This window comes from Janthinobacterium silvisoli (assembly GCF_014200725.1).
Lineage (GTDB): Bacteria > Pseudomonadota > Gammaproteobacteria > Burkholderiales > Burkholderiaceae_D > Janthinobacterium.
In genome coordinates, this window is record NZ_JACHCL010000004.1 from 129,557 (window position 1) to 142,294 (window position 12,738).

At 60.8% G+C, this 12,738-nt stretch carries 12 protein-coding genes and 1 tRNA gene; 3 read left to right on the forward strand and 10 right to left on the reverse strand.

What is annotated here, in order from left to right:
* Positions 1–34 precede the first annotated feature (34 nt).
* The 5 genes from HDE75_RS19620 to HDE75_RS19640 form a co-directional block, all read right to left on the reverse strand.
* Positions 35–1,042, reverse strand: coding sequence for an ABC transporter permease (locus tag HDE75_RS19620; protein ID WP_183679657.1), 1,008 nt, complete (start codon positions 1,040–1,042; stop codon positions 35–37).
* Complete coding sequence (locus HDE75_RS19625; protein WP_183679655.1) at positions 1,023–2,510, reverse strand: sugar ABC transporter ATP-binding protein; 1,488 nt, start codon at positions 2,508–2,510, stop codon at positions 1,023–1,025. Before HDE75_RS19625 ends, HDE75_RS19620 begins: the two co-directional genes overlap by 20 nt.
* Positions 2,510–3,538 (reverse strand): LacI family DNA-binding transcriptional regulator, encoded by a 1,029-nt coding sequence (locus HDE75_RS19630; RefSeq protein WP_183679652.1) that lies wholly within the window; start codon positions 3,536–3,538, stop codon positions 2,510–2,512. The genes HDE75_RS19625 and HDE75_RS19630 overlap by 1 nt, the downstream gene beginning before the upstream one ends.
* A gap of 115 nt (positions 3,539–3,653) precedes the next feature.
* Entirely contained in the window at positions 3,654–4,235 is a 582-nt protein-coding gene (locus HDE75_RS19635) for a hypothetical protein (RefSeq protein ID WP_183679650.1), read from the reverse strand.
* A gap of 35 nt (positions 4,236–4,270) precedes the next feature.
* Complete coding sequence (locus HDE75_RS19640) at positions 4,271–5,182, reverse strand: glycerophosphodiester phosphodiesterase (RefSeq protein WP_183679648.1); 912 nt, start codon at positions 5,180–5,182, stop codon at positions 4,271–4,273.
* A gap of 148 nt (positions 5,183–5,330) precedes the next feature.
* Here HDE75_RS19640 and HDE75_RS19645 point away from each other — a divergent pair, with 148 nt between their 5' ends.
* Positions 5,331–6,617: a DUF6445 family protein gene (locus tag HDE75_RS19645; RefSeq protein ID WP_183679646.1), complete on the forward strand. Its 1,287-nt coding sequence runs from the start codon at positions 5,331–5,333 to the stop codon at positions 6,615–6,617.
* On the opposite strand, the gene HDE75_RS19650 is transcribed toward HDE75_RS19645, so the two are convergent.
* The 4 genes from HDE75_RS19650 to HDE75_RS19665 all read right to left on the reverse strand — a co-directional run bounded on the left by HDE75_RS19650 (position 6,618) and on the right by HDE75_RS19665 (position 10,690).
* Positions 6,618–7,700 carry an aldose epimerase family protein gene (locus tag HDE75_RS19650; protein ID WP_183679644.1) on the reverse strand — a complete coding sequence of 361 codons (1,083 nt, stop codon included), beginning with the start codon at positions 7,698–7,700 and terminating at the stop codon, positions 6,618–6,620.
* A 75-nt stretch (positions 7,701–7,775) separates the two neighbouring features.
* Positions 7,776–8,639: an NAD(P)-dependent oxidoreductase gene (locus HDE75_RS19655; RefSeq protein ID WP_183679642.1), complete on the reverse strand. Its 864-nt coding sequence runs from the start codon at positions 8,637–8,639 to the stop codon at positions 7,776–7,778.
* 20 nt (positions 8,640–8,659) lie between these two features.
* Positions 8,660–9,835, reverse strand: a complete 1,176-nt coding sequence (locus HDE75_RS19660; protein WP_221291948.1) for an MFS transporter — start codon at positions 9,833–9,835, stop codon at positions 8,660–8,662.
* 84 nt (positions 9,836–9,919) lie between these two features.
* Positions 9,920–10,690: an SDR family NAD(P)-dependent oxidoreductase gene (locus tag HDE75_RS19665; RefSeq protein WP_183679638.1), complete on the reverse strand. Its 771-nt coding sequence runs from the start codon at positions 10,688–10,690 to the stop codon at positions 9,920–9,922.
* A 142-nt stretch (positions 10,691–10,832) separates the two neighbouring features.
* On the opposite strand from HDE75_RS19665, the gene HDE75_RS19670 reads away from it, so the two are divergent.
* Positions 10,833–11,741: a LysR family transcriptional regulator gene (locus HDE75_RS19670; protein ID WP_183679636.1), complete on the forward strand. Its 909-nt coding sequence runs from the start codon at positions 10,833–10,835 to the stop codon at positions 11,739–11,741.
* Between the two features lie 77 nt (positions 11,742–11,818).
* On the opposite strand, the gene HDE75_RS19675 is transcribed toward HDE75_RS19670, so the two are convergent.
* Positions 11,819–11,894, reverse strand: a tRNA-Arg gene (locus HDE75_RS19675).
* A gap of 198 nt (positions 11,895–12,092) precedes the next feature.
* Between HDE75_RS19675 and HDE75_RS19680 the strand changes: the two genes are divergently transcribed.
* Positions 12,093–12,659, forward strand: coding sequence for a c-type cytochrome (locus tag HDE75_RS19680; RefSeq protein WP_183679635.1), 567 nt, complete (start codon positions 12,093–12,095; stop codon positions 12,657–12,659).
* Positions 12,660–12,738: the final 79 nt, after the last annotated feature.

The window sequence follows — 12,738 nt, forward strand, 5'->3', positions numbered from 1 at the left end:
GCCCGTTGGCTGCCCGTCAGAAGACCGCTGTTTTTTATTTGCGGCCCCGCTGCAGGAAGGCGACGGCGATGATCACCACCCCTTGCACTGCGGCATTCAGGTAGACGCTGATGATGCTGGTCAAATTCAGGATATTGCTGATCACGGACAGCAGGATGGCGCCGATCACGGTGCCGATGATGCGTCCCTCGCCCCCTTTCAGGGCCGTGCCGCCCACCACAACGGCGGCGATTGCTTCGAGTTCCCACAGCAAGCCCGTGGTGGGCGTGGCCGAACCCAGGCGCGGCACGTACAGTACGGTGGCGATGCCCACACACACGCCCAGCAACATATAGGTAAGGATTTTCACGCGGTCGACATGGATCGCCGCATAGCGCGCCACTTGCTCGTTGGAACCAATCGCCTGCACATGGCGGCCAAAGGTGGTGCGGTTCAAAATCACGGCGCCGGCCGCCGCCACGAATAAAAAGATCCAGATCGGGATCGGCGCGCCCAGCACGCTGGTGTAATACACGGGGCTATACAGGTCGGACAAGGTGGCGTCCAGGGTCAGCGCGCCGCCATCGGCCAGGTACGTCAGCACGGCGCGGAAGATGCCCAGCGTGCCCAGGGTCACGATGAATGGTTCGATATTGCCCTTGCTGATCAACAAGCCATGCATCAAGCCAAAGCCCGCGCCCAGCACCAGGGCCATGGCGATGCCCAGCACCAGCATGGTCAAAGGCGCCAGGTCGCCCGCCACGCCTTGCGCCAGCTGGTTCATGAAATAAATCATGCAGCCGGCGATCAGCGCCGCCATCGAGCCGACCGACAGGTCGATGCCGCCGGAAATGATCACAAACGTCATGCCGACGGCGATGATGCCGATAAAGGCCGTGCGCGTGAGCACGTTCATCATATTGTCGACGGTGGCGAAATCGCCATTGAGCAAGGTGCCCGCGATGCACAGGGCCAGCAAGCCCAGCACGGGACCAAAGCCCTTGATGCGCGCACCCAGTTTGCCCAGGGAATGTACGGTAGTGTCAGTGCGTGCCGGTTGCATGGGCAATCAACTCCTCTTCGGTCAGGTGCTCGGCGCCGAGCGTGGTTTGCAAACTGCCTGCGCGCATCACCGCGACGCGGTGGCACAGGCCGATCAATTCAATCAATTCGGAAGAAATCACGATCACGGCGCGCCCTTCGGCAGCCAGCCGGTGGATCAGGAAATAAATATCGCGCTTGGCGCCCACGTCCACGCCACGGCTAGGTTCATCGAGCACGATGACACGCGGATCGGAATGCAGGTATTTCGCCAGCGCCAGCTTTTGCTGGTTACCGCCCGACAGCATCCGTGCACGGCTTTCCAGGTCGCCCGTGCGGATATTGAAATCCTGCACCGCCGTGGCCAGCGCCGCTTTCTCTGCCTTCACGTCCAGCCAGGGGCGGGCATAGCGCTCCATCGTCATCATGGTCAGGTTTTCACGCAAGCCCAGGTTCACGTGCAGCCCCTTGCCCTTGCGGTCTTCGCTCAGATACGTCAGGCCATGCTGCATGGCTTGCTTGGGCGTGCGGATATCCACCGGCTTGCCATTGAGGGTAATCGTGCCGGCGCTGCGCGGGCGCAAGCCCAGCACGGCTTCAAACGATTCCGTGCGCCCCGCGCCCACCAGGCCCGCAAAACCGAGCACCTCGCCGGCGCGCACTTCGAACGACAATTCTTTGGCCCAGCCAGGCACCGATAAACCTTCGACTTTCAGGAGCACGGGCGCGTCTGGCGCCACCGCTGTTTTGGTGGGGAACATATCCGACAATTCACGCCCCACCATCAAATTGGCCATTTGCTGGCGCGTCAGGCTGGCCGTCAATTCGCGCGTGACGAAACGCCCGTCGCGCATGACGATCACCTCGTCCGTGTTGCGCTCGACTTCATCGAGTTTGTGGGAAATGTAGAGGATAGTGACGCCATCGGCCTTCAGCTGCGCCATCACGGCAAACAGGCGCTGCGTCTCGGACGAGGTGAGCGTGGCCGTCGGTTCATCCATGATCAAAAAGCGGGCCCGGCGCGACAGGGCCTTGGCGATTTCCACCAGTTGTTTCTCTGCGACGATCAAATCGCGGATCTTCGTATCAGGCGATACGTCCAGCCCCACCTGGCGCAGGTAGCGCGATGCTTCCTGCTTCATGGCCGCTTCGTCGAGCAGCCAGCCGCGCGTTTTTTCGTGGCCCAAAAACATGTTCTGCGCCACCGTCAGGTGTTCGGCCAGGTTGAATTCCTGGTGGATCAGCACGATGCCTGCAGCCTCCGCCGCGCGCGAACTGGTGAAGCGCTGCGGCTGGCCGTCGATCAGCAATTGCCCTTCGCTCACGGCCTCATAACCGGCCAGGATTTTCATCAGGGTCGACTTGCCTGCACCGTTTTCACCGAGCAAGCCATACACCCTGCCTGGCGACAAGGTAAACGTGACGCCATGCAAGACGCGCACGGGACCGAAATCCTTGCAGATAGCCTCAAAACCGACAGCAACGCTCACTATGCACTCCCTCGCAAAACCAGCTGATGGTTTAACAGCACACCCGGCACTTGCGCCGCCGGGTCCGCCAGGCGCTGCAGCAGCAAGCGCGCCGCCGTCTCGCCCAGTTCGCGCATCGGTTGCGCGATGGTGGTGAGACCCGGCTCGATTTGCGCGGCGATCGCAATATCGTCAAAGCCGATCACGGCCACGTCTTGCGGCACTCTTTTACCGAGTTGGCGCAACGCACTCAGCACGCCGATAGCCAGGGTGTCTGATACAGCAAAGATGGCCGTGGGCGCGTCTGGCTGGGCCATCATGTCCAGCGTGGCCAGCTTGCCCGCTTCATAGTCCAGGCTTTGTACCGTGCGCAGCCATTGCGGCAACACGGGCAAGCCGGCGCCGGCCAGGGTATCCAGATAACCCTGCTGGCGTTGCCGCGCATACAGGTAGCGCTCATCGGAATTGATCAAGCCGATGCGTCTATGGCCGCGCGACAATAAATGCGCGACCGCCTCGGAGGCCGCCTTGTGGTTGTCGATGCCCACATAAGGCACGGCCACGCCAGGATCGAATTCGCAGCAAGCCACCCATGGCAGGCTGGCCGACTCATGCGACAAGGCATGCTGCACCGTATCGGGATCGAGGCAGATGGCGCCATCGGCGCGGTGCATGCGCAGCAAATCGAAATAGGAACGTTCGCGGCCGGCATCGGCGCCCGTATCGCACAGCAACACGAAATAACCATGCTCGCGCGCCACCGTATCGATACCGCGCACGATCTGCGCATAGAAAGGATTGCCCACGTCCGGCACCATGGTCAGCAACATGCGGCTCTCGGCCGTGCGCAAGCTGCGCGCCAAATGATTCATGCGGTAACCGAGCGCTTCCACCGAGGCCAGCACCTTGTCGCGCGTGGGTGCCCTCACTCCGCTCTGCTCATTCATCACGCGCGACACAGTCGCCACCGACACCCCTGCATGCGCAGCAACGGCGCTGATGGAGACGGCGGATTCTGGCGGCGGCTGGTTCGGTACGACTGGCGGCATGGGATTTCTTTATAAATGTAATCGATTACATTTATAAGCCAGCCAGTAAGAGGATGCAAACATTATCGATGGTGCGATGCGGCAGGATCAGCCTGTTGCAGGCCTTTGAAGAGGCTTATTTGTGGGGCTGGAGCGGCTTTTGCTGCACGGCAAAACCGGCACGCAAGGCCGACACGGCTGCTACCCACAAGATCAATCCAGCGCCCAGGCAGCCGCCCGGGTTGACGGGACCATGGCGCAAGGTCAGGGGGTAGCCGATGGCCCATACACACAGCGCCAAGCCGATGGCCACATGGCGGCGGGCCTTGAACAGCCAGGCCAGTGGAAAGAAATGCAGGCCGACGATGAGGATAAACGCGGGAATGAACCATGCCTGCAGTCCCATATTCTTGAGTACATTGCCGACGATAAAAATGGCGATCCACTGGCCCGCGTTGATGATGTTGAACAGCTTGCCCGAACGTTTTGCCTCGGGCGTGTCTTCCTGCGCCTTGTGGGCGGCACGGTTGCGGCTGAACTGGCGCCAGGCCAGCATGAACAGGAAAGCGGCGATGGCGGCGATCGGCAACACCTTGAGCGGCTGTGGACCATAGCTTTGCACGCACCAGGCCGCCACCCAGGCGCCGCCGAAAATGGAAAAAAACATGGCGCCGATGGCGCTGCCGGCGAGTGCCGCGGATGGGTTCGAGGCTTGCATGGTCATGGCCTGTTGATCGAGTTCAAAGGAAAAGCTTATTCCAGCATCGCGCAAAACGTCTCCGGTGGCCCGTTGAGTATCACGCCGCTGGGCCAGCGGTGGCTGCGCTTTTGTGCGCGCAGCAAAGACGCGGCCAGGGCCGAATCGCCATCGGCGCCGTACACGAAAACGGGCATGTTCAAGGTCGCGGCATCGCCCAGCAAATGCGGGTTGGCATCGAGGCTGCGCGCATCGATGTGCACGCCGATGGGCATGCCGATCTGCTGCTGCATGCGCTGCAGCCAGACTTTGTCCAGCTTGGGCTGGCGGGCACTCTTCGCGGCCAGCCTGCTGACCTTGTTTTCACCAACCGCCTGGGCCTGGCGCGGGTCCGGCACCACCACACCCAGATAGCCTTGCGGATCGGCGCGGCGGGCGCACACGAGGTTGCTCGGCACGCTGGACGTCAAAAACCAGTTGCCGTGCTTGACGTTACTACGCAACTGCGCCACCAGTGACTCCACCGGCGCGCAAGAGGGCGCCACGTCCCTGATTTGCGCATTCAGGGTTTTCTCCGGGAAGGCCGTAGCCAGGTCCGCGATATCGGCCACGAAAGGCGGCGTTTCTGCCGTCAACGCACCGTGGTTTTTCATGCGCGCTGCGCGCCAGTCATCGCTGTCCATCTGCTGGATGGCGCGTGGCTGGCCCGTATCGACCACCCGGCCCGTCAGCAAGTCGTGGTACACCACCCAGTTGCCATCAGCCAGCAGTTGCAGATCCGTCTCGACGCCATCCCAGGTGCCAAAATAGGCATTGCGCAGCGCACTCAGGGAATTTTCCGGCGTATCCCCGGCGCCGCGGTGGGCGTGCACTTGCATGCCCAGGCAATCGGCGTGGGCAACCGTGCTGAACATGCTCAACAGCAGCGCCAGCGCGGCCGCCTTATTTTTTTTCTGGCTGATCAACATAGTTCTATCCCTGTAAGCATGGCGGAAATTTTCTCATATGACTCAGGGAATCCCTAAAGTTTATTTGTTTGACAGCATAGTAGACGGCCCCGGCGCGTTCAGGCTGACTCAGTTACACTGTTCGCTACCCTACATAGGACATAACAACATGGGCGAACAACCATCCACACTTGCCGCGCAACAACTTACAACTGGCCAGCAGCTTCATCAGGCGGGCAAGCTGATCGAAGCCATCAATGCTTACCAGGCAGCCTACAAGCTTGATCCTGGCTTGGCCGAGGCCCAGCATGGCCAGGGACTGGCGATGCTGCAACTGGGCCAGCACGCCATGGGCATCGGGCTGATCAAACTGTCGCTCAAGCAGCAGCCCGGCAATGCCTTGTTTCACTACAACCTGGGCAATGTGCTGCGCGCAACAGACAGCGAGGCAGCGCTGGCCAGCTACGCTACGGCCGCCCAACTGGCGCCAGGCGAACACGATTACGCTATCGTCCATTCCGAGTTGCTGCTGAGTAAACAGCGCTTGCCGGAAGCTATCACCGAACTGGAACGCGCCCACGCCTTGCGCCCGGAACGCTGGCAAAACCTGCAGGGATTGGCTGAACTGTATTACCGCACCGGCCAGAAAGAACTGGCGCTGGCCCGTTATGCCCAAGGTCTGGCGCTGCATCCGGCGATGGCGCAAACCTGCCGCATCGGCTTTGCCAGCCCGCAAGCAGACCGGCCTGAAAAACTGATCACGCTGGAGGTGGCCGATGACTTGCGAGACTTCCTGCTGGAAACGGATTTGCGCATCATCGACGACTTCCTGCCCAACCCCGCTGCCTGGCGCGGCAATGCACTGACCCTGCCCTTCGCGCCACAGCGCTATGCGGGGCAAAACTATCCTGGCAGCCAGACGGAAGGCCAGCCTTGCCAGGACATCATGGAACGCATCGCCACGGCGCTGGGCCGCGAAATCCGTTTCATTTCGCCCGACAACGCGTCCTACCGCATCAGCCATGCCGACGCGACGGCGCGCACCGATATCCACGTGGATAACGAAACGGGCAACAACTTCCAGTTTTATGCGGGCGTGCTGTACCTGAACCCGCCTGAACAATGCCAGGGCGGCACCACCTTCTGGCGCCACCGTCCCAGCGGCTGGACCCGGCGCCTGCCGGAAACGGACGTGAAAGCAGGCGGCTACCCCAGTTTCAAGGAATTCCAGAAACGCTGGCTGCCCAACAGCAAGGTGCAAAAATTCAATGAGCTGCAGGCACAGCGCGACAGCTGGGAAGCCTTGCTGGAAGTGCCCATGCGCCACAACCGATTGATCGTGTACAAGGGGCATTACTTTCACTCGATCAGCAAGGTGTTCGGCGACACACCGGACAATGGCCGGCTGGTGCAGCTATTCTTCTTTGAGGTACCCGAGGCAGACCAGCCGCGCTGATCAGGCGTCGGTAGTAAAACGGTACACCGTTTCCATCTGATATGGCTTGCCTGGCCGCACTATACAGTCAGGAAAATGTGGCTGGTTCGGCGAGTCCGGGAAATGCTGGGTTTCCAGGCACAGGGCGCCGCGACGCTGCAGCGGCCCCTGCTTGCCATGCTGGCTATCGTCCAGGAAATTGCCCGTGTACAGCTGCACTCCCGGCGCTTGCGTGTACACCTCCAGCACCCGTCCCGATGCGGGATCGCGCACGCTGGCCGCCAGGTCCAGCGACGAATCTGCCTTTTTATTGAGCACGAAATTATGGTCATAGCCATGGCCAAAACGCAGTTGTTCGTGCGCAGCATTGATGCCGGCGCCCACCGCCGTGGCACGGCGCAAATCAAACGGTGTACCGGCCACGTCGGCTAAGTCCCCGGTAGGAATCGAGCCGGCATCGACGGGCGTGTAGCGGTCGGCGGCAATCATCACTTCGTGCGCCAGGATATCGCCCTGCCCTGCGAGGTTGAAATAACTGTGATTGGTCAGGTTGACGGGCGTGGCCTGGTCCGTCACGGCGTGGTAACGCAGGCTCAAGGCATTATCATCGTTCAACTCGTAGACCAGGGTCACATCCAGCCGACCCGGATAACCATCTTCGCCATCGGGGCTGCTGCGGGTGAAGACTACGCCTGCCGCACCATCTTTTTGATACGGCTCGGCAGCCCACAGTACCTGGTGAAAACCTTGCTCGCCGCCATGCAGATGATTGACGCCATTATTCACGGCCAGGCGGTAATCGCAGCCATCGAGGCTGAAACGTCCACGCGCAATGCGGTTGGCGAACCGCCCCACCACGGCGCCCAGATACCAGCTATTGCGCAGATACGGCGCGATACCATCGAAGCCCAGCACCACGTCAGCGACTTCGCCATGCCGGTCTGGCGCATGCACGGCCTGGATGATGGCGCCAAAGTCCAATACCTTGATGCGCAGACCCTGGCGGTTGGCCAGGGTGTAGGCAGTCACCTGCGTGCCATCGGGCAACACGCCGAACGGGGCTTTACTGACAGATACAGACGGGGAAGACTCAACACGGGTCATGGCATCTCACAAGGTCATGGTTGATGAATTGCTAGAAACATCATAAACCAAGACCTTGCGGTCAAGAAAATTTAATTATTTAGCAAACAATTGCACCACACCCGTCATATTGATCTCGCCTAAACCTTGTTCGATTGCCTGCTGGAACACGCCCCGCGCGGCCGTGATGGTGGGGATGGTAGCGCTATCGCCCGCCGCCGCAACGGCATAGCCAAAATCTTTTTCGATCAGCGCTATCGGAAATTGCGGGGCGAAATTAGAGCTAAGCATGGTCGAGACCAGATAATGATTGACGGGCGCCCATACCGGCGTGGCCGAGATCGCTTTCAAAGCCGCGTCCACGTCGGCGCCATTGCGCTTGAGCAAACCGATTACTTCAGCCAGCGCCGTCACCTGTATCCCCAGCAAGGCATTGGTGGACAGCTTGGTCAAAGCGCCATTACCGACCGGACCCACCAGGTGCACGGCGGCTCCCATCACCTTGAGCAGCGGCTGGCAACGCTCCAGGGTTGCCGCATCACCGCCGGCCAGGAAAATCAATAACCCCGCTTCAGCCTGCGGACGGGAACCGGCCACCGGCGCTTCGAGCAGCTCGACGCCATGCTCGGCAGCCTGCACACCGAGTTCGCGTATCCAGCCCGGCGTCACGGTCGAACTTTCGATGGCGATGCTGCCCGCTGACATGCCAGCCAGCGCACCGTGTTCGGCATCGAGCCAGACCTGGCGCGATGCCGCATCGTCGCGCAGCATGGCCAGCACGAAATCGGCGCCCGCCACCGCTGCCCGCGGCGTTGCCGCCTGCCGCGCACCCGCCGCAACCAGTGTTGCCGCCGCTTCGGGCGTGCGGTTCCAGATGGTCAGTGTATGTCCAGCCTTGAGCAGATTGGCGGCCATGCGCGATCCCATCGCGCCCAGGCCCAGTACGGTAATGTTACTCATTGTGTTCTCCTTGAAAAATATCAACGTTGGCGCGATGTGCGCTGGCGGGTAGCGATCACCACGATCAATCCCGCCAGGATAAAGCAGGCAGACAGACCGGGAATCGGCGCCGCCCCCGCGCTGTTAATGATCAGTCCGCCGATCCATGCACCGAGGCCGATGGCTGCGTTAAAGACCGCCACGTTGACCGAGGTTGCGGCGTCTGCACCGCCCTCGATTTTGGAGGCATGCTTGAACACCATGGTTTGCAACAATACCGGCAATGCGCCATAGGCCCCGCCCCATACCGCCAGCGTGGCCAGCATGGCGCCGTAGCTGGCCACCGCCATATTCATCGCGACCAGACTGACGGCAAGCAAGGCCGTCACGATGACCAGGCAAGTCCGCAGCGACTTGGCGGCGAAGGGTGCGATGGCAAAGTTGGTGATCACGCCAGCGCCGCCGTAGACCAGCAGCATCACGCTGATCTGGCCGGCAGTCTGTCCCGCGAACTGTTCCAGATACGGTGCAATATAGGTGTAGGCCAAAAAATTGCCCGTCACAATCAGCGCCGTCGTCGCAAACACGGCCATCAAGCGGCCATCCTTGAGAATCGCCGACATGGCACCGCGTGTGGAAGACTTGGCAATCTTGACGGCAGGCACGGACCAGGCAATCACGGCAAACACCAGCAAACTCAGCACACTCAGCGCGGCAAACACGGCGCGCCAGCCTTGGTGCTCGCCCAAAATCGTGCCAGCGGGAATACCGAGCACGGCAGCCAGAGAAACGCCACCGAACACGATCGATGTCGCCCGTACCGCATGCCGGGCAGCAACCAGATGCACGGCCGTCACCACGGCGGTCGACCAGAATACGCCGATGGCTGCGGCCACCAGCATGCGTGCGATCAACACGATAAAGTAGCCGGGCGCCAGGTAGGTCGCCAGGTTGCCCAGGCAGCAGACTGCCAGCAAGGCGGCCATCAACAGCTTGCGGTTGACGGCGCTCAACATGCTCGTCAACGGCGCGGCCGTGAGCGCCACCATGAAGGCAAAGCCCATCACCAGATAACCGGCCTGGCCCAGTGAAACGTGCAAACCCTCGGCCATCGAAGGCAGCACGCCCACGGGCATCAGTTCGGTGCTGACGAAAGTAAAACAGCCCAGGCTGAGCGCGCTCACGGCGGCGGCGCTGCGCGCCCTGTACGTCTTCACGCCCTGCGCATGCGGCGCAGAACTTGAGGTGTGTGTGGTACTCGATTGCATAAAGTATCTCGCTAAAAAATATTCCGATAAAAATCAGGGCATCACAACGCCGGACAAGCGCGCGCAAGCCGATAGAAAACGTTCCTGGATGGCCATATCGCGCGCTGCCTGCAGCACCCCGGCAGGCCGTTGATGGTAAAAGTAGCCGCCCGTCACCTGTGTGGCAGGATCGGTGCCGGCAGCCAGCCAGGCCTGCGTACGCGGCGCCAGGTTCAGGTCATCGGGCGCACTGGCGCCGCCCATCTTGGTAGCCACCCAGCCCGGTTCCAGGCTGTTCGACAGCACGCCGGGCCAGCGGCGCGCAACGGCAAACGCCAGCAGCAGGTTGTGCAACTTGGAATCGGAGTACGCCTGGGTGCCATCCCATGGCCGCTTTTCCCAGGCCAGGTCATCCAGCGAAATATCGCCATGCTGATGCAGCTTCGAGCTGATGTAGACCAGCCGTTTCGGCGGCGTCACCAGCGCCGTCAGGATGTACGGCGCCAGCGCATTGACGGCAAATACGTGCGGCAAGCCATCGACGGTGGCGAGGCGCATAGGTTCCTGATAGCCAACGGCCGCGTTATGAATGAATGCGTCAAAGGCGCCCAGTGCATTGATGCGCGCGGCCAGCGCCGTGGTTTCGGCGATGCTGGCCAAATCGCCCGCCAGCACCGTGTCGGCGCCCGGCACCTGCGCCATGGCATGGGCAGCGCGCGCATCATTGCGGGCATGCAGCACGACCTGGTGGCCTTCGGCGACCAGTTGCCGTGCAGCCATCTGGCCCAGTCCGTCAGAAGATCCTGTGATAAGAATACGTGCCATTTTTTAACTCCAATCTGTCCGTTTCAAGGTGGCGACATGTCAATCTGAAAGTCAGAAGGCGCCGCGTTGGAAGTATTATGGGAGCGTGAAGATCGAATGGCGATAACATGAAAGGCATTACATTTATGCGCGAGAGGCAAGAATGAGAGCACTCAGTTCCCAATTGCTGGAGGGTGTGGACGTGATGGCGGCGGTGGTCGATACGCGCAGTTTCAACGGCGCCGCCGAAGTGCTGGACATGTCGCAATCGGGCGTAAGCCGGGCCGTCGCCCGCCTGGAAGCGCGGCTGGGCATCCGCATTTTCGAGCGGACCACGCGCTCGGTCCGGCTGACGGACGAGGGCCGCCATTTCTATGAGCAAGTCATGCCCCTGCTGGCCGCGCTGAGTGAGGCCACCGGCAGCGCCGCCAGCCATGTGCGCAAGGTGCAGGGACGCCTGCGCATCAATATCGACCCACTGTTTGCCCGCTTTATCCTGGGGCCAAGGCTGGGCACCTTCATGGATAGCCACCCTGAACTCGATATCGAACTGCGCACCCGCGAAGACCTGGGAGATTTGGTGGCCGACGGCTTTGACGTGGCCTTGCGCTTCGGCCACCCGCAACCCTCGTCGCTGGTGGCACGGAAACTGTTCGACACGCGCGTCTTCGCCATGGCCGCGCCCGCCTATCTGGAGCGCTACGGCCATCCAGTGGACCCCACCGAACTGGAAAACGGATCGCACCGCTGCATCCTGTTCCGCGAACCAGTCACCGGCCGGCCCTTCCCGTGGGAATTTCATCAACGCAAGAAAAAACTGATCGTCAAACCGCAAGGCGCCCTCACCGTCAACGACCCCGGCACCCTCTACAGCACCTGCCTGGCCGGCCTGGGCATTGCCCAGTTGTTTGAACTGGGTCTCGAGCAATACATCACGTCAGGACAGCTGATCCGCCTCTTCCCAGACTGGCCCGACCACCGCTTCCCCCTGTACGCCTACTACCCGTCGCGGCATCATGTGCCGGCCAAGACAAGGGCATTGCTGGATTTTGTGGAGAGTTTGGTGCGGTGAGAGTGCGAAGACATGCAGAGGCAGGCGCAACAGCGCGTCACCGTGCAATGGTAAATAATTGATTTATTGAGGAATGTTGGTGCGGCTGGCGGGGATCGAACCCACGACCCTTGGCTTCGGAGGCCAATACTCTATCCACTGAGCTACAGCCGCGTAGGGGGAAACTTGGAGTGATGCGAAGGATACCGTTTTTCTTTACCTACGTCTATGGAAACTGTCGTATCGCGGGCAATTGCATGTCATGGCCTTTTTTTTATGCCTATAATTGGGAGTTTCATAAAGGTTTACATCCAGGCATGTAAAAATGCTACCGTACAAGGCCATCAGTTTCGAATCTGGATTAAGGACATCATGAGCGACGCACATAACGAACAACAATCAGCGATCAAAACTCCTAAGCAATTGCTTGCCGCCGTGGCCGGTTTCTTCCTCGTCACCGTCATCGGCATCATCTTGCTGGTGCAATTTGTCACGACCCAAAAACTGACTGGGGCCGGTTCGGACAGCCAGTCGCCAGACGCCATCGCGGCGCGCCTGGCCCCTGTCGCCGATGACGGTTATACCTTCAAGGACGCCAGCGGCCCGAAAGTGCTGTTAAGCGGGGAAGCCATCTACACCTCGACTTGCGTGGCTTGCCATGGCGCTGGCGTGGCCGGTGCGCCGAAGTTTGGCGATGCGGCCAGCTGGACGGCGCGCCTGGCGCAAGGCTATGACACGGTCTTGAAACACGCCATCGAAGGCTTGCGCGCGATGCCGGCCAAGGGCGGCAATCCCGACCTCGACGATGTGGAAGTGGCGCGCGCGGTGGTCTACATGGCCAACGCTTCGGGTGGCAAGTTCAAGGAACCGGAAGTGCCGGCACCGGCTGCAGCAGCAGCTGAAGGCGCATCGGCAGCAGCCTCCGTACCCGCCAAATAAATACCCTTCCCAATATGAAAAACCGCCTTCGCTGGCGGTTTTTTTTCGCCTCGGAAACTTTCAGCAGGCGTAAAAAAGC

What these genes read in the sequence shown, in the direction of transcription:
- HDE75_RS19655 (WP_183679642.1), bottom strand. Translation starts at nt 8,639, where the DNA reads ATGAGTAACATTACCGTACTGGGCCTGGGCGCGATGGGATCGCGCATG.
- HDE75_RS19665 (WP_183679638.1), bottom strand. Translation starts at nt 10,690, where the DNA reads ATGGCACGTATTCTTATCACAGGATCTTCTGACGGACTGGGCCAGATG.
- HDE75_RS19650 (WP_183679644.1), bottom strand. Translation starts at nt 7,700, where the DNA reads ATGACCCGTGTTGAGTCTTCCCCGTCTGTATCTGTCAGTAAAGCCCCG.
- HDE75_RS19620 (WP_183679657.1), bottom strand. Translation starts at nt 1,042, where the DNA reads ATGCAACCGGCACGCACTGACACTACCGTACATTCCCTGGGCAAACTG.
- HDE75_RS19640 (WP_183679648.1), bottom strand. Translation starts at nt 5,182, where the DNA reads ATGTTGATCAGCCAGAAAAAAAATAAGGCGGCCGCGCTGGCGCTGCTG.
- HDE75_RS19635 (WP_183679650.1), bottom strand. Translation starts at nt 4,235, where the DNA reads ATGCAAGCCTCGAACCCATCCGCGGCACTCGCCGGCAGCGCCATCGGC.
- HDE75_RS19645 (WP_183679646.1), top strand. Translation starts at nt 5,331, where the DNA reads ATGGGCGAACAACCATCCACACTTGCCGCGCAACAACTTACAACTGGC.
- HDE75_RS19630 (WP_183679652.1), bottom strand. Translation starts at nt 3,538, where the DNA reads ATGCCGCCAGTCGTACCGAACCAGCCGCCGCCAGAATCCGCCGTCTCC.
- HDE75_RS19670 (WP_183679636.1), top strand. Translation starts at nt 10,833, where the DNA reads ATGAGAGCACTCAGTTCCCAATTGCTGGAGGGTGTGGACGTGATGGCG.
- HDE75_RS19680 (WP_183679635.1), top strand. Translation starts at nt 12,093, where the DNA reads ATGAGCGACGCACATAACGAACAACAATCAGCGATCAAAACTCCTAAG.